Here is a 15,692-nt window from a genome sequence, read left to right on the forward strand (position 1 = left end):
GGTTAAGGTGTTGATAGCTAATGATTTGATCCAACAAAAGGAGAAAGAGCTTATAGGCTATTTAAAAGAGCAAGGCAATTTAACCTTTACTAGTACTTACATAATATAGTAGGCTATAAGCATATTGATAAATTGGATAAGAAGTTGGGGGATTCTAAAAAGTGATAGTAGGAATAGGGAATGATATAGTAGAAGTAGAACGTATTAAAAAAGTAGCTTTACGTACGCCAGCCTTTTTGGAGAAACTTTTGACAATAAATGAGAAAACACGTTTAGTAACTGGGGATAAGCTACAGTTTGAATCTATAGCAGGTGTATTTGCGGCTAAAGAAGCAGTGAGTAAGGCATTAGGTACGGGGTTTGTAAATTTTGAAGTAAAGGACATTGAAGTGACAAAGGATACAAAGGGAAAACCAGAGATTCAACTTCATGGAGGAGCCTTGATACTAGCGAGAGAGCTCGGGATTACGCACATACATCTTAGTATTTCACATACAAAAGATTATGCTACGGCTTTTGTGATTGCAGAAAAGGGGAATGTAGATGAAACTTGCAACAAAAAGTGAAATGAATCAGCTAGATCAAGAGGCACTAATCAAGTATCATATTCCAAGCCTGCTACTTATGGAACAAGCAGCGAGTAGGCTTTTTGAATACGTTGTGGCTCATCATAAAGGCAAACGCATCCTTATTCTATGCGGACCTGGAAATAATGGAGGAGATGGCTTAGCTCTAGCAAGACAACTTGTATGCTTAGGTGGTATGCAGGTGAGAATTGGCCTTGCAACAACTTTAGACAAGCTTTCAAAGGATGGAAAGTGCTATTATGCTATTTGTGAAAAGTTGGGGATACCTTGTGTGAACGTATTGATAGATAGGAAACAGCAAGAGGAACACATGGAATGGGCAGAGGTAATAGTAGATGGTATTTTTGGAACTGGACTTACAAGGAATGTAGAAGGGGACTTAGCGATGCTTCTTCAACAAGTTAACAAGGTAAATGCCTTTAAACTGAGCATTGATATGCCTTCAGGGATTGCATGTGATACAGGAGATGTATTAGGTGAAGCAATTAGGGCAGATTGCACCATCACTTTTCAAATGGGAAAGGTAGGGCAGTTTTTATATCCTGGCATGACTTATATAGGGGAGTTGAGAATTGTAGAAATTGGTATTCCAGGTCAGCTTGTAGAGGAAATGAGAGGAAAATACTGTGCTATTGATAAGACACTCGTGCAGAAGTTATTGCCTGATCGCCCAGTAAGGAGTAACAAAGGAAGTTATGGAAAAGTGTTAATGATAGGCGGACAAAAAGGGATGAGTGGAGCAATTTGTATGGCAAGCCTCGGAGCTATGCGTGTAGGGGCAGGAGTGGTAACTATAGCAGTACCTACAAGTTTGACAGATATAGTAGAACAAAAGGTGACAGAAGCTATGACGCTGCCTCTTCCAGAATGGCAGGGACACTTAGCAAAAGAGGCTGCAGAGGTGATACACGCTTGTATTAAAAACTACTCTGTAGTTAGTATAGGCCCAGGACTTGGTCGAGGAGAGGATTTGCAAAAGATCATGGAGGTTGTAGTACAAAGTGATAAACCACTTGTAATTGATGCAGATGGTCTACATGCTCTCAAGCCACATCTTGAAAAGCTAAAGCAGCGTACGGCTCCAGTTATTCTTACCCCACACGTAGGAGAAATGAGTGCATTATGTGGTGTAGGTATTCCAGAAATTTTGAATAGCCCCGTAGAATATGCCAGGACTTTTAGCGAGACATATAATGTAATTGTAGTCCTCAAGTTAGAACGTATGATTGTAGCAGTGCCAAGACAAGATACTATTTATATTAATACTAAGGGGCATCAAGCGATTGCAAAAGGTGGGGCTGGAGATGTACTCACAGGTTTTGTTACAGGGTTGTTAGCTTGTAGCAAACAACCAGAATCTGCCACGCTACTAGGATGTTACTTACATGGCGATACAACTAAGAGGCTTGTAGCCTATAAGGGCGAGTACAGTGTACTCCCTACGGATTTATTAGAGTATGTAGGAGAAAGCTTTAAGGATATAATGAGTTTATAAAGTTTATCATATATTAACCTTCAGAGGAGTATATTAATTATAGAGGAAATGAATGAGAGTACACCAAAGAGCAAACTTGGATGCTGATAGCCCCTTCCTTTTCGTATTTGTCTAGGAGGTTTTTTATGTACAAAGTAAAAAGAATTTTGGTGATTGGCTGTATCCTCTTACTAACGGGTTGCTTTTGGGGATGTCAAAACCCACAGTTAGGGATGCATAACGTAAAAAATGTAGAAAACATGTTGGAGAATTTAAAAAACTATGAAGCAAACCTTTCAATAACATTTACAAAAAACAAAGATAAGAGTAACATTAAGATGAAGCAAGTTTGGCGAGAAGATGGAACATACGAAACGACTGTTTTAGAACCGGAAAGACTAAAAGGTTATTGTACGACCTATGATGGGAATACAATATCTCAGTATAATCCCACTAATCAAGAAACCATTCAAACAAAAGTAAGTCCTGTTTTAAATCAGTTACTATTTGGAACCTTTGTAACACAATACAATGAGAACAAGGTAGGTGCAGTAGACTCTGCGATTACTTTAACGATTCCAGGACGATTTAAATATATGGCAAGCGAGAAGGTTTGGTTTGATGAACAGACAAAATACCCAGTAAAAATAGAAATATACGATACAGAAGGCAACCTTACAATAGAGCTTGTATTTGAAAGTTTTAAGTATAATATTGTAAAGTGAGGCCTTTAAAGGAGGCTTAATATGTTATCTCTAAGACCACGAGTCGTAGCAGAAGTAAGTACTGACGCCATTAGGCATAACTATCATGAAATTAGAAAAGTTGTTCCACATAATACGCGCATTATGAGTATTGTTAAAGCAGATGGCTATGGGCATGGTGCTATAGAAGTTGCTAAATTACTTCAAGAAGAAGGCGCAGATTGTTTTGCAGTAGCCATTGCAAAAGAAGGGGAAGAACTAAGAGAAGCAGGCATTGAAAAACCTATTTTGGTGTTAGGATACACACCGGCGGCTGATATAGAGGCGCTCATTCAATATGACTTAACACAGACGGTCTTTTCTTATGAAATGGCAGAATTTATTTCAAGAGAAGCTATTAAGTTTAATAAGTCAGTTAATGTCCACATTAAAGTGGATACAGGGATGGGACGTATTGGATTTTTGGCTGACCCACAAAGTGTAGAAGAGATTAAACGTATTGCAACATTACCTAATATTAATATGGAGGGGATTTTCACACACTTTTCAAGTGCAGATGAAGGTGACTCTTCTTATACAAAAGAGCAGTGGAGTATTTTTACAGGTTTTTTAAATGAACTCCATGAAGTAGGTATAGAATTCCCTATTGTGCATGCTGCAAATAGTGCAGCGGTCATGGTACATAGCTATGCATACGTTAACATGGTGCGCCCTGGAATTATTATGTATGGTTATTATCCGTCTAATTATTTACATGGAAAAAAGATTAACTTAAAGCCAGCAATGACCCTTAAAACTCAGGTAGTGCATGTGAAAACTTTGGGAGAAGGACATTTCATTGGATATGGTAGAAAGTTCTGTACACCAAGAGAGATGAAAATTGCTACTATTCCAATTGGTTATGCAGATGGTTATTCTAGAAGACTTTCCAATAAAGGACGGGTGCTCATAAAAGGTCAATATGCTAATGTCTTAGGAAGTATTTGTATGGACCAATTCATGGTAGATGTAACCCATATTGAAGACATTAGTGTAGGGGACGAGGTTGTTGTATTTGGTAGTCAAGGTGATAAAACTGTTTCGATTGAGGAGTTAGCTAGACTGACAGATACAATCAATTATGAAATAATGTGTATGATTGGTAAAAGAGTCCCTCGTATTTATGTATAATTTTAAAAAAGTTGGCAAAAGGTATGCGTAAGGGAGTGGTTCAAATGGTTCATCCAAGTGATCGTACAAAAGTAGAGGTAGGAACTTCCTTAAAGCACAATAAAGAAAAACAGGTTTTAGATACTATGAGAAAGGGCTATCAGGAGATGGCAGCTCTAAATTTGTCTTTATCAAAGTTATACTTTGAAGTAGAAAGAGAGGTCGAATCCTATTACGACCACGCCACGGAGTGTGAGTAGAATGCAGGTGAAACGTGGAGATATATTTTATGCAGATTTAAGCCCGGTAATCGGTTCTGAACAAGGTGGGGTAAGACCTGTTTTAGTAATTCAAAATGATGTTGGCAACAAGTTTAGTCCAACAGTCATTTGTGCAGCTATTACTTCTAATGTTCACAAGACCAAGATGCCAACTCATGTAGAAATTAACGCAACAGAGTACGAACTTGTTAGAAATTCAGTAATCTTATTAGAACAAATCAGGACAATAGATAAAAGACGTCTCAAAGAGAAAATTTGTCATTTAGAAGATGACTTTATGAGAATGGTGGATAAAGCACTTAAGCAAAGTTTGGCATTAGATACATAACAAGCGAGCGAGGCTAGTTCACTAGTCTCGCTTTTTGTGATACAATAAAAGAAAATGGAGGAGATGTTGAATATGAAAGATTTAATTGAAAAGCTTAGTTCAAGTCTTAAAAATACGTGTAAGGAAGCATTAGACCAAACTCAAAAAACAGTGGATCAGGCTAAATATCGTAGTGACATTTTAACTCTAAAAAACGAACTGAAAAAACTTTATCAAAAACTAGGAGAAGCTTATTATAAAAAACACATAGAAGGGGAAAAAGCAATAGCCCCAGAAGCAATTTGTAATCGTATCACCAGTTTAATTCATGAGATTGATAAGATGGAAAAAGAAGTAGAAGACACTGTATATGTACAAAAAGATAGTTTTGATGCCTATAAGCGTGAAGTGCGTCAAACGTGGAATGAAAATCAACCAACCTATGCCAGTGTAAAAAGAGACGAAAATGGTATTAAAATATTGAGGTTTTGTCCACATTGTAATGTAGGTAACCCAACCAAAGCTATGTATTGCATTCATTGCGGAGAAAAATTATAAAATTAAAATAGGAGGAAAACTATGCAAAGTAAGTTTACAGCACAAGCAAAAGCTGCTTTTGAATATGCTCAAACAATTGTGGACCAGTTTAGACATAGTTATTTAGGAACAGAACATTTACTCGTTGGTCTTTTACATGTCAAAGACTCTGTTGCACAGACGGTAGGGCTTGAATGTGGTATTACAGATGAAGATGTAGTAGAAAAAATGAGAGAAGTACTTGGATTTGGGGATAAGTCTAGTGTGATTACAAGGGATTATACGCCTCGCCTTAAACGTGTTATTGAGTTAAGTAGTGTTGTTGCTAGCCAAATGAATGTAAGCACAATCGGAACAGAACAGCTGCTTCTTGCTATTGTAAGAGAAAGAAATAGTGTGGCAGTTAAATTACTTGAGGTATTAAATGTTAATGTAACAACGATAATTTCTAGTATTATGGAAATAGTATCTGTAGATGGAAGTATAAAAAATACACAATTCGGTGGCAATCAAGGAAAGGTACAGGTTAAGAGTAATACACCTACTTTAGATAAATATAGTAGAGATTTGACCGCACTTGCAAAAGAAGAGAAATTTGACCCGATTATAGGACGTGAAAAAGAGATTGAGCGCATTACTCAAATTCTTTCACGCCGTACAAAAAATAACCCTTGCCTAGTAGGAGAGCCAGGTGTAGGTAAGACAGCAGTTGTAGAAGGTCTTGCTCAAAAAATTATAGCAGGAGCTGTACCTGATTTGCTTCAAAGCAAACGTGTCGTATCTTTAGATTTATCTGCTATGATTTCAGGCACTAAATATAGAGGGGAATTTGAAGAACGTATTCACAAAGTACTTGAAGAAGTACAACAAGCGGGAGAAACTATTCTCTTTATTGATGAGTTGCATACCATCATTGGAGCAGGGGGAGCAGAGGGTGCAATGGATGCTGCTAATATATTAAAGCCTTCACTTGCCCGAGGGGAAATCCAAATTGTAGGTGCAACTACTTTAGAAGAATATCGCAAACATATTGAGAAAGATGCAGCTCTTGAGCGTCGTTTCCAACCTGTTACAGTAGATGAGCCAACAGAACTTGAAACGGTTACCATCTTAGAAGGGATTAAAGATAAATATGAAGTGCATCATCAAGTGCAGATTACGGAAGAAGCACTAAAAGCTGCCGTACGTCTTTCAAGCCGCTATATTGTTGACAGATTTTTGCCAGATAAAGCGATTGACTTAGTGGATGAAGCTGCTTCAAGAGTACGCCTTAGAAGTTATACAGCGCCTGAACATATTAAAGATTTAGAAGAAAAGCTTATAGCATATGGGCTTCAAAAAGAAGAAGCTATTATTAACGAAGAATATGCAAGAGCAGGTGAAATTAAACGCGAGGAAACACTTCTCAAGGAAGAGATTACACAGGCAAAGATTCAATGGGAATCGAATCATACAAAAGAGGCACAAGTTGTAGGGGAAGAAGACATTGCAGCTGTTGTAAGTATCTGGACAAATATTCCAGTTAGTAAGTTGGCAGAAGAAGAGGCGGCACGTCTTAGAAGCCTTGAAAACATTTTACATGAACGCGTGGTAGGACAAGAGGAAGCAACACTAGCAGTAGCTAAAGCTGTGCGTCGTGGACGTGTTGGACTCAAAGATCCAAACCGACCAATAGGCTCTTTCTTATTCTTAGGACCAACAGGAGTAGGAAAAACAGAGCTTACGAAGGCCTTAGCAGAGGTGATGTTTGGTGACGAAAATGCTATGATTCGTTTAGATATGAGCGAATATATGGAAAAGCATGCTGTCTCTAAATTGATTGGTTCGCCTCCAGGTTATATAGGCTATGAAGAAGGTGGGCAACTTACAGAGAAGGTAAGACGTAAGCCTTACTGTGTTGTACTCTTTGATGAGTTAGAAAAAGCACACTCAGATGTGTTTAATATTTTACTTCAAATTTTAGATGATGGACATATTACAGACTCTTCAGGACGTCGTGTTAATTTCAAAAATACTATTATTATTATGACCTCTAACTTAGGGGCACGTAATATTATTGAACCAAAGCGTGTAGGGTTTAACTCTACAACGGATGAGAAGAAAAATTATGAAGAGATGAAGAAAAGTGTTATGGATGAGTTAAAGCACGTGTTTAGACCGGAGTTCTTAAATCGTATTGACGAAACACTTGTATTCCATTCACTGACTAATGAACATATTAAAGAGATTGCCCACATTATGATTCGTGACTTAACAAATCGTATTACCAAAAATGTAGGTATTCAAATCAAGCTTACACAAGAAGCACTCAACTTCTTAGCTGAAAAAGGATATAGCAAAGCTTATGGGGCAAGACCTTTAAAACGTACTATTCAAACGTATATTGAAGATAAATTGGCAGATGAAATCTTAGGCGGACAGCTCCGAGAAGGTGATGAAGTTCAAGTAGACTTTGAAAGTGACACAATTGTACTGAAAAAACAATAATCCTATACTTTTGGCATTAAATAATGTATAATACTCATATATACAGATAAGCGTTTTAATATAATTTAGTGGAGGGTTTTAGCATGGCTGTTATTACAGAAATCATTCGTCTTAACGAGGATGGCACACTTAGTTTTGGAAATTATGACTTAGAAGTAAAGACAAAGGTAAATGATTTTGAAGTGGATGGTAGATTCTACAAAGCTAAATCATTTTATGAGGTGACGAAGCTAAAAAAAGACGGTGCACTTGTTTACGAATCGCTACCAGGTACAGCTGTACATCACTTTGTAGTGACAGATGATATTGTGAGATTTGAAGTCGAAGGTAATAAAATGGCACAGATTACTTTAGAAATACAGCCAAATACTGAATATAAATTATTAATCGAAGATGTACTTGTTGACCATGTCAAAACATCAAGTACAGGAAAAGTTGTGTTTTCAGTAGAACTTAATCATGAACCTAAAAGCGTAGTGCTTAAAAGAATAGGATAAGTTGATCAATGAAAGCTGTTGTAATTGTTTGGGAGGATTCCCAACATTGCAACAGCTTTTTACATAGAAAAACTTTTGCTTGGATAGTGTAGCTATAAATGGAAGGTATAGGGCTTAGGAAAAGAGAAAGAAACAGTCTAATAGTGGGAGAGTTAAAAAAAGTATGTTATGATGAAAAGAAATAATGCTTTTAAAAACCTAAAAAAGGTTATACTATAGCAAGTTGAAAGTGAACGAAGGAGAACAGTATGGCAAAACTCAAACAAGCGTATGTATGCCAGCAATGTGGCTATGAATCTGGAAAGTGGATGGGAAAATGTCCAAGTTGTAACGAATGGGGCAGCTTGGTAGAAGAAGTTGTAGAAGCAAAAAAAACACCTCTTGCATCAAGTAGTGTCAAAGGGACAAGTAATGCACCTATCCGATTAAAAGATATTAAAATAGAAAATGAAATTAGAACAACAACAGGTATGAATGAACTAGACCGTGTATTAGGTGGTGGTATTGTAAGAGGGTCACTTATACTTGTAGGTGGAGATCCAGGGATTGGAAAATCGACCTTGTTACTTCAAATTTGTGAAGAACTAGGTAGGCAGGAAAAGAAAGTACTTTATATTTCAGGTGAGGAATCTGTAGGCCAGATTAAAATGCGCGGAGAAAGATTGGAAGTACATACGGATAATCTAAGTCTCTTAGCAGAAACAAATATGAACTTTATAGAAGCTCAAATTAAAACAACCAAGCCAGACTTAGTTATTCTAGACTCTATTCAGACGGTATATTGTGATGATATCACTTCAGCACCTGGAAGTGTAAGTCAAGTTAGAGAAGCTACACATAAGTTGATGAATTTGGGCAAAGGTTATGGCATCACTATTATGATTGTAGGACATGTAACAAAAGAAGGTGCACTAGCTGGACCACGTGTACTAGAACATATGGTAGATACTGTACTCTACTTTGAAGGTGAACGTCATGCTTCCTTTAGAATTTTACGAGCGGTTAAAAACCGATTTGGATCTACAAATGAAATTGGTGTATTTGAAATGCAAGATATAGGACTTAAAGAGGTGCTGAACCCTTCAGAAATTATGCTAGCAGGAAGACCTATGGATGTAGCTGGGTCTCTTGTAAGTTGTTCTTTAGAAGGGACAAGACCGATGCTGATAGAGGTACAATCTTTAGCAAGTTTTACAAGCTTTGGGATGCCAAGACGTACAGCGACAGGGCTTGATTATAATCGTGTGGTTATTCTTATTGCGGTACTTGAAAAACGTGCAGGCCTAGACCTTGGAAATTATGATGTATATGTAAACTTAGCAGGTGGGTTAAGAATGAATGAACCCTCTTTAGACTTAGCTGCAGCATTGGCTATTGCATCTAGTTTTAGAAATACATCAGTAGACCCACATACAGTTATATTTGGAGAAGTAGGATTAACCGGAGAAGTAAGAGGGGTGCCAATGGCAGAAAAACGTGTCATAGAAGCTGCTAAGTTAGGGTTTAAAGTTTGTATTATGCCGAAGGCAAATGTAGACAAGCTACCTTCTATTAAAGGAATTAAAGTGATAGGGGTTGCCAATATAGGTGAAGCGTTGGATGCTATTGCGGTGAGGTAGTAGAGTGAAATATTAGTAGAATAATGGATATGCATAATAGAATAAGTATGCTTTCAGTCTGAAAGAGGGGCGCTTCAAATGATGAAGTGTCCCTCTTTTACTAGGATTAAACTGCCTTTTACGAGTCTTCTAGTATATAGAATAAATTTTGATAAGGGCAATAATCTTTCTCACTACCTGGTTCTATGTTTTCTTTAATGTAAATAAGTGCACGGTTTCGCCAAAAAAGAAGACTTCTTTTCATCTCCTCTTTATCTTGAATATGAAGGTCCTCGGGTTCTTTTTCAGAGTTACCACCAGGATACATGGTAATAAGTTCATAGGCGTCGTTTACTTGCTGTGACTTTTTGAGAATACACATGACCTGATAGCTATAGCCTGGTTCTTTGCCTTTGATAAAACGCGTATATAAGTTTCGTTCTAGTCTTTTGGCATAAATAATTTCATCATCATCTGTAGTTTCAAGTAACATACTATAGCCTATAGGGGTATCAAAAGTTGTAACAATCCTTTCCACATCGCCCTTCAAATAATCAAAAGTACCCTTTAATCTGAGTTGCTCAAAGGTTTTTTCCCAGCCCTCTAAAAACTCTTTATCATGACAAGCCATATGACTTCTTAAATGATCTGTAAGTATAAGCTCCATTCATTAACCTCCAGTTGTATAGTCTAGAATTTAGTATTTGTTAGGAACACTATTTTATGTAAGTTAAGTCACAATCTTCGAATCACCATTCAAAAAATAGCTTTGGTGATAATATTTATTCTTTTTATAAGAACGTACTGGAGTAATGCAGATAACGGATTAAAAACGGTAGTTAAACAATAGCTATGTATGAGTAAAAAAATAAAATTATTTAATAATACACTAAAATAATAACTAAAAATAAAGTTTAAAAATTAACCATAATTCACAAAGTGTAAAAAAAGTTTGTTATTTTATTGACGAACAAATATAACTTATGCTATTTTTAACATATAAGTGTTATTTTTTTAACATATAGATATTGAACTTTAAAAAGGGTATAAACAATGGGAGGAGAAATATGGAATCAGTAACAGCGGTAGGCAAACCAGTAATAAGTGAAGAAATTGTAGCAAGTAAGTTTAAATGGTCTGATCTGTATAAGAATGAAGATTGGTGGGCTATTTGGTTAGGGTTTATTGTTATTACACTTGGATTTATTAGTGTAACAACGGAGGCTTTTACTTTTAAAGGTGTCAAAGTAGCAACATGGGGAACAGAAGCAAATCCATCTGTATTAACTGTCTTAGCAGATGGAAAGTTTATTATGGGTGTAGGCTTTACATTTATTGTATTAGCTTTATTATTTAGCATTGGTATTAAATGTATGGGCAGAAGTCCTGTTAAATTTATAGCAGGATTCGCAGGGGTATTCTTATTAGCCTTACTTGCGTATACATTAGCAGCACAAGTAACAATGAAGAATTACCTTGAATATGCTTTCTGGGCACTTCTTATTGGTATGTTAGTGTGTAATACCATCAAGACGCCAGATTGGCTTAAGCCAGCGATTCAAACGGAGTTTTATATTAAAACAGGTTTAGTTATCATGGGGGCAGAGGTTCTTTTCTCAAATATTGCTGAATTTGGTATTTATGGACTTGGCATTGCATGGCTTGTAACACCAGTTGTTATCATCTTTATGTGGATTTTTGGTACAAAGTTCCTGAAAATTACGAACAAATCAATGGTTATGATTATTGCATGTGCAACATCTGTATGTGGTACATCAGCGGCTATCGCAGCTGCAGCAGCTTGTAAAGGTAAGAAAAATGACTTAACTTTTGCAGTAGGTCTTTCACTCATTTTTACAGTAGTCATGATGGTAGTTATGCCATTTATTTGTAAATGGTTTAATCTTGATCCAATGATTGGTGGCGCATGGATTGGTGGTACAGTAGACTCAACTGGTGCGGTAGTACTTGCAGGGGAAGCACTAGGTCCAATCGGTGGGCAAGTAGCAGCACTTGTAAAAATGATTCAAAATATCCTTATCGGATTTGTTGCATTTGCAGTAGCTATCTTCTTCACAACAAAAGTAGATAACACAGCGGGTAACAAAGTAGGTGTTTCAGAGATTTGGCATAGATTCCCTAAATTTATTATTGGATTCGTACTAGCTTCTGTTGTATTCTCATTCTTGGTAGAACCAGCACTTGGGACAGAAGCAACTAAAACAGTTATTAAATCTTTAAGTGGATTTAAAGGATGGTGCTTCTGTCTTGCATTCATGAGTATTGGTCTTGAAACAAACTTCAAAGAAATGGCAAGCCAAATGCAAGGTGGAAAACCACTTACACTATATGTAGTAGGGCAAGTATTCAATTTAATTTTAACTTTATTCGTAGCATGGCTTTTATTAAGTGGAATCTTCTTACCAATTCCTAATATTATCGCTTAAGCCCCAAAGAGGAGAGGATTATTGTGAAACAAGCGCAGATGATCAAGGTTTTAAATAGTATAGCGTTGGTGTTTTTCATTATTATAATAGGATGTGCAATCTATATTATGAAGAATGATATAGGACTTATAGAAGGGCTTAACTTTGGTCCCGGTTCCTATTATTATAGTGATATTCCAGGTTGGGAAAAGTATTTCTTTACCCATAAATTTGCGCAAGATTTAAATCCTCTTTTAATTGCAGGTTTATTTTGCGGATGGGGATTCTTATGCTGGAAAGCATGGGTATACTTAGATAGGAAATTTAAATAGAATACATAATAGGAAAGAGGCTGTTGAAAAACAGTCTCTTTCTTGTCATTTCAAGAGCGTGAGAAAGCAAGTGTATAGATTACTACATTATATAGAAGAAACTCCTCCAAAATAAAAGGAAGAGTTTATAAATCAAAAGTTAAAAAGCTTCTAGAATAGCACGAGCAGCCTTTACTTCTTCGCCATTTGTTTCATAGATGATGGACTCATCAATAGAAGGTAGCCCCATATAGACATGAGGGTTTTTATGTTGACTAAGAGATGGACGAAGTGTTTTTGCTGAAAGATGAATGCTTGTTGCACCTGTATCTTGTAAGATGTCTTTTAAGTTACTTGTATTAACACCGGCACCAGGCATAATATCAATACGTCCATGAGCAGCCTTAATTAAGTCTTTGAGTAAAGAGCGACCTTCATAAGCAGAAGCTTGTTGACCCGAAGTGAGAATAGTATGGAAGCCAAGAGTAATCGCATCTTCTAAAGCTTTAAAAGGGTCTACACATACATCAAAAGCACGATGTAGGGTAAGGTGCATACCATCTGCAAGTGCAGTAAGGGACTTAAGGCGTTCTACATCTAAGTGACCATCTGGCGTAAGGGCACCTAATACAAGGCCATCTACTAAATGTTCACGGCAAGATACAACATCACGCTTCATTTGTTCAAATTCTAAGTCAGAGTACACAAAATCACCAAAACGTGGACGGATAATGGCATAAGTGGGTATTTTAACTACAGCTTTTACCATTTCAATAAGACCTGTACAAGGTGTGACACCACCAATCATTAAGTGACCACAAAGTTCAAGGCGTGTTGCGCCATGAGCAGCGGCTATAATAGCAGATTCAGCGGAATCGATACATATTTCTAAATTAAAATCTTTCATAATAGACCTCTTTCTTTTGTAAATACTTGCTGTTATTGCTGTCAGTATAACTTAGGAATAGATGGCTTTCAAGGAGAAAATGGATTTTACAAGTGAAGTAGGAGAAAGTGTGATATAATAAAAAATACATCGAAAGAGAGTGGGGGATGGGATGAATATACGACCAAGGGCAGCTGCTATCATTTTAAACAATCGACGAGAACTACTGCTATTAAGACAAAAAAATCCCGATACAGGATTTGAGTGGTGGACACTTCCGGGAGGCGGTATGGAACCGGAAGAAAGTGTTATTGATACAATTGTAAGAGAAGTAGAAGAAGAATGTAATGCAAAATGTAGACCACTTCGTCTAATCTATATGAGTGAATATGTAGATTATGAGCTGGATACCCATCACTTAGGGATGTTCTTTTTAACAATAGTAGAGGATGAAAGTACAATTCAAGCTGGATATGATCCAGAAGTAGAAGTACAATATATTAAGGAATGTCGGTTTGTAACTAAGAAAGAAATTCAGACATCTAAAATTCCAATTTTTCCACCAGTATTTAAAAAACAATTTTGGGAAGACCTAAAAAATGATTTTAAAGACTGTGAAGTTTATCAAAGAGGGATGATTTCTGACAAGTAAATGTTAAAAAATTCCATTTTATACACAAAATGTGGATAAAATGTGGATAAGTATAAAAATACGTCTTTGAAATTTTTTCAAAGACGTAATAAAATACTATTTGAGTGAATATTTTCCTAAAATACTTGTACGAGCTTTTTCGTTTTCAATGACGGAAGATAGTGAAATACCAAGCGTGTTTGCAAGTGCACCTAAATAAAAGAGTACACGCCCCATTTCTTTTTCTATAGATTCATTACAATCAGGACAAGGATAGCCTTCTAAGTGCGTACTTAATAGGGATTTTAACTCTTCAGATGTCGTAATGGTAGAGAAGTCTAATTGTTGCTTACAAATTTCAAGCTTAATACATCCACACATCGTAGCGGATTTGGAGATTGAGCGATTGAGACGTGAAGAAGCATCTTGTAGTTTAGTCATTTGATCTAATATACTCTTGTTGCGAAGAACTAAGTCATCTATAAAATTCTGAAATTGTTCAAGTTCAGTAGGCTCTATCATTTTAAACATCACTCCTAAATTATAGAATTAATATATATATACAATAGTATATCATAACTGGGAAAATTTTGAAAGTTATTAACACGATAGATGGTTAAAAAAACCAAAAAAAAATATACAAACTTTTAGGGAATTTATGTTATAATACTACATTGTATAGAAAGAGGACAGAATAAATAAGTAAAGAGGTATGATATGAAACTAAGTTTTAATTTTGAAGGAACCAAGATCGATTATGACCTAATATATAAAAAGAGAACCAGCATCGCCATTAATATGGAAGAAGACGGTCAAATCAAAGTGTTAGCACCTGTAGGTACACCTTTATTTAGTGTCATGGATAAAGTAAAGGGAAACGCAACGTGGATCTTGGGAGAACTTTTACGCATACAACGTGCCAAAGAATACGCAAATCACAGTATGTACTTAGGCAAAAACTATGGAATTGAATTTGTAGAAGATGAAACAAAGGAAACTCCAGTAGTTAAACTTGTAAGAGGTAAGTTTGTAGTTGAAGGGCAAAACATTACAAAAGAGACAATGATGTTACCTTTATGTGAATGGTACATAACAAAAACAATGGGCAAACTGAAAGAGCGCGTTAAACTTTATAGCGAGCACTTTGAAAAAATGCCAAAAAAACTTGATGTAAAAATACTTCAAAGTAGGCTTTGGTATATAGAAGAAGATCAAATTACTTTTGATGTCAATATTGGTGTAGGCCCAGTAACTTTAATTGATAGTGTTTTAGTAGAAGCACTTTGTAGATTCAATGGTATTGAAGATAGCAATAGCGTACTTGCAAAAATAGTGCCAGAATCAGAACAAGCAAGAGAATGGGTAAATATAAATAAAGATCGTTTTATTTTTAGATAATACCTTCGGGTATTATCTTTTTTTGAAATAAACTTCTAAGCACTATACCTAGATTTGGGGAAATATATAAGGGTGAAGCTTCTAAAAGGGAAAAGTACTTTGTATAAAAAGTGCATTTCGTATTGTGTATAACCAGATGCTTAAGGAGAAAAAATAGGAAAATACAACGATCAGTATGCACTATAAGGAAAGACTTTGTATAGGTGTATAAAAGTTAAGAATTTAAGAGAAAAATATATGAAAATTAGACTAAAAAGGAAGGCGCAAAAAGTGTATAAAAACTGTTGACATCATTATATAGTTCTAGTATACTTCATAGAGTCAGCGGCGGGAACAGTAGCAGCAGGCATAGAAAATAAATACCTTATGGGGGCTTAGCTCAGCTGGGAGAGCACCTGCCTTGCACGCAGGGGGTCAAG

At 36.2% G+C, this 15,692-nt stretch carries 17 protein-coding genes; 14 read left to right on the top strand and 3 right to left on the bottom strand.

Features of this window, described 5'->3' with window-relative positions; all coding sequences use genetic code 11:
- Nucleotides 1-161: 161 nt before the first annotated feature.
- From RRY75_RS06515 to radA, 10 genes are all read left to right on the top strand, one after another.
- Nucleotides 162-566, top strand: a complete 405-nt coding sequence (locus RRY75_RS06515) for a holo-ACP synthase (protein ID WP_332490950.1) — start codon at nucleotides 162-164, stop codon at nucleotides 564-566.
- Nucleotides 544-2,082: an NAD(P)H-hydrate dehydratase gene (locus RRY75_RS06520; protein ID WP_332716029.1), complete on the top strand. Its 1,539-nt coding sequence runs from the start codon at nucleotides 544-546 to the stop codon at nucleotides 2,080-2,082. Before RRY75_RS06515 ends, RRY75_RS06520 begins: the two co-directional genes overlap by 23 nt.
- An 80-nt stretch (nucleotides 2,083-2,162) precedes the next feature.
- Complete coding sequence (locus RRY75_RS06525; RefSeq protein WP_332716032.1) at nucleotides 2,163-2,786, top strand: LolA family protein; 624 nt, start codon at nucleotides 2,163-2,165, stop codon at nucleotides 2,784-2,786.
- Between the two features lie 21 nt (nucleotides 2,787-2,807).
- Complete coding sequence (gene alr / locus RRY75_RS06530; protein ID WP_332490944.1) at nucleotides 2,808-3,935, top strand: alanine racemase; 1,128 nt, start codon at nucleotides 2,808-2,810, stop codon at nucleotides 3,933-3,935.
- A 44-nt stretch (nucleotides 3,936-3,979) separates the two neighbouring features.
- Entirely contained in the window at nucleotides 3,980-4,174 is a 195-nt protein-coding gene (locus RRY75_RS06535; protein ID WP_332527648.1) for a hypothetical protein, read from the top strand.
- Between the two features lies 1 nt (nucleotide 4,175).
- Entirely contained in the window at nucleotides 4,176-4,523 is a 348-nt protein-coding gene (locus tag RRY75_RS06540) for a type II toxin-antitoxin system PemK/MazF family toxin (protein WP_332490941.1), read from the top strand.
- 72 nt (nucleotides 4,524-4,595) lie between these two features.
- On the top strand, nucleotides 4,596-5,060 hold the full coding sequence (locus tag RRY75_RS06545) for a zinc ribbon domain-containing protein (protein ID WP_332490939.1): 465 nt from the start codon (nucleotides 4,596-4,598) through the stop codon (nucleotides 5,058-5,060).
- A 21-nt stretch (nucleotides 5,061-5,081) separates the two neighbouring features.
- On the top strand, nucleotides 5,082-7,526 hold the full coding sequence (locus tag RRY75_RS06550) for an ATP-dependent Clp protease ATP-binding subunit (protein WP_332527647.1): 2,445 nt from the start codon (nucleotides 5,082-5,084) through the stop codon (nucleotides 7,524-7,526).
- An 83-nt stretch (nucleotides 7,527-7,609) separates the two neighbouring features.
- Complete coding sequence (locus RRY75_RS06555; protein WP_332494283.1) at nucleotides 7,610-8,023, top strand: endosialidase; 414 nt, start codon at nucleotides 7,610-7,612, stop codon at nucleotides 8,021-8,023.
- Nucleotides 8,024-8,271: 248 nt separating this feature from the next.
- A complete protein-coding gene (gene radA, locus RRY75_RS06560; RefSeq protein ID WP_332494281.1) occupies nucleotides 8,272-9,642 on the top strand; it encodes a DNA repair protein RadA in 1,371 nt (456 codons plus the stop codon).
- A gap of 118 nt (nucleotides 9,643-9,760) precedes the next feature.
- Here the strand turns inward: radA and RRY75_RS06565 are convergent, their stop codons facing one another.
- On the bottom strand, nucleotides 9,761-10,288 hold the full coding sequence (locus RRY75_RS06565) for a hypothetical protein (RefSeq protein ID WP_332527646.1): 528 nt from the start codon (nucleotides 10,286-10,288) through the stop codon (nucleotides 9,761-9,763).
- 400 nt (nucleotides 10,289-10,688) lie between these two features.
- On the opposite strand from RRY75_RS06565, the gene RRY75_RS06570 reads away from it, so the two are divergent.
- Nucleotides 10,689-12,068, top strand: a complete 1,380-nt coding sequence (locus tag RRY75_RS06570; RefSeq protein ID WP_332494278.1) for a YeiH family protein — start codon at nucleotides 10,689-10,691, stop codon at nucleotides 12,066-12,068.
- 23 nt (nucleotides 12,069-12,091) lie between these two features.
- On the top strand, nucleotides 12,092-12,379 hold the full coding sequence (locus RRY75_RS06575; RefSeq protein ID WP_332494277.1) for a hypothetical protein: 288 nt from the start codon (nucleotides 12,092-12,094) through the stop codon (nucleotides 12,377-12,379).
- Nucleotides 12,380-12,518: 139 nt separating this feature from the next.
- Here RRY75_RS06575 and RRY75_RS06580 read toward each other — a convergent pair whose 3' ends face one another.
- The gene (locus RRY75_RS06580) at nucleotides 12,519-13,265 is read right to left on the bottom strand and encodes a copper homeostasis protein CutC (protein ID WP_332527645.1); all 747 of its coding nucleotides are present in this window, start codon (nucleotides 13,263-13,265) and stop codon (nucleotides 12,519-12,521) included.
- Between the two features lie 151 nt (nucleotides 13,266-13,416).
- Here RRY75_RS06580 and RRY75_RS06585 point away from each other — a divergent pair, with 151 nt between their 5' ends.
- Complete coding sequence (locus RRY75_RS06585) at nucleotides 13,417-13,896, top strand: NUDIX hydrolase (protein ID WP_332494274.1); 480 nt, start codon at nucleotides 13,417-13,419, stop codon at nucleotides 13,894-13,896.
- A gap of 96 nt (nucleotides 13,897-13,992) precedes the next feature.
- On the opposite strand, the gene RRY75_RS06590 is transcribed toward RRY75_RS06585, so the two are convergent.
- Nucleotides 13,993-14,397: a hypothetical protein gene (locus RRY75_RS06590; protein WP_332494273.1), complete on the bottom strand. Its 405-nt coding sequence runs from the start codon at nucleotides 14,395-14,397 to the stop codon at nucleotides 13,993-13,995.
- A gap of 195 nt (nucleotides 14,398-14,592) precedes the next feature.
- Here RRY75_RS06590 and RRY75_RS06595 point away from each other — a divergent pair, with 195 nt between their 5' ends.
- Complete coding sequence (locus RRY75_RS06595; RefSeq protein ID WP_332494272.1) at nucleotides 14,593-15,273, top strand: YgjP-like metallopeptidase domain-containing protein; 681 nt, start codon at nucleotides 14,593-14,595, stop codon at nucleotides 15,271-15,273.
- Nucleotides 15,274-15,692: the final 419 nt, after the last annotated feature.

The organism is Niameybacter sp. (genome assembly GCF_036655075.1).
Classification (GTDB): Bacteria; Bacillota; Clostridia; order Lachnospirales; family Cellulosilyticaceae; genus Holtiella.

Bases quoted from the DNA above. Each gene is read 5' to 3' on its own strand.
- alr (WP_332490944.1), top strand. From the start codon at position 2,808: ATGTTATCTCTAAGACCACGAGTCGTAGCAGAAGTAAGTACTGACGCC.
- RRY75_RS06535 (WP_332527648.1), top strand. From the start codon at position 3,980: ATGGTTCATCCAAGTGATCGTACAAAAGTAGAGGTAGGAACTTCCTTA.
- RRY75_RS06555 (WP_332494283.1), top strand. From the start codon at position 7,610: ATGGCTGTTATTACAGAAATCATTCGTCTTAACGAGGATGGCACACTT.
- RRY75_RS06570 (WP_332494278.1), top strand. From the start codon at position 10,689: ATGGAATCAGTAACAGCGGTAGGCAAACCAGTAATAAGTGAAGAAATT.
- RRY75_RS06550 (WP_332527647.1), top strand. From the start codon at position 5,082: ATGCAAAGTAAGTTTACAGCACAAGCAAAAGCTGCTTTTGAATATGCT.
- radA (WP_332494281.1), top strand. From the start codon at position 8,272: ATGGCAAAACTCAAACAAGCGTATGTATGCCAGCAATGTGGCTATGAA.
- RRY75_RS06540 (WP_332490941.1), top strand. From the start codon at position 4,176: ATGCAGGTGAAACGTGGAGATATATTTTATGCAGATTTAAGCCCGGTA.
- RRY75_RS06595 (WP_332494272.1), top strand. From the start codon at position 14,593: ATGAAACTAAGTTTTAATTTTGAAGGAACCAAGATCGATTATGACCTA.
- RRY75_RS06590 (WP_332494273.1), bottom strand. From the start codon at position 14,397: ATGATAGAGCCTACTGAACTTGAACAATTTCAGAATTTTATAGATGAC.
- RRY75_RS06525 (WP_332716032.1), top strand. From the start codon at position 2,163: ATGCTGATAGCCCCTTCCTTTTCGTATTTGTCTAGGAGGTTTTTTATG.
- RRY75_RS06520 (WP_332716029.1), top strand. From the start codon at position 544: ATGAAACTTGCAACAAAAAGTGAAATGAATCAGCTAGATCAAGAGGCA.
- RRY75_RS06585 (WP_332494274.1), top strand. From the start codon at position 13,417: ATGAATATACGACCAAGGGCAGCTGCTATCATTTTAAACAATCGACGA.
- RRY75_RS06545 (WP_332490939.1), top strand. From the start codon at position 4,596: ATGAAAGATTTAATTGAAAAGCTTAGTTCAAGTCTTAAAAATACGTGT.
- RRY75_RS06580 (WP_332527645.1), bottom strand. From the start codon at position 13,265: ATGAAAGATTTTAATTTAGAAATATGTATCGATTCCGCTGAATCTGCT.
- RRY75_RS06565 (WP_332527646.1), bottom strand. From the start codon at position 10,288: ATGGAGCTTATACTTACAGATCATTTAAGAAGTCATATGGCTTGTCAT.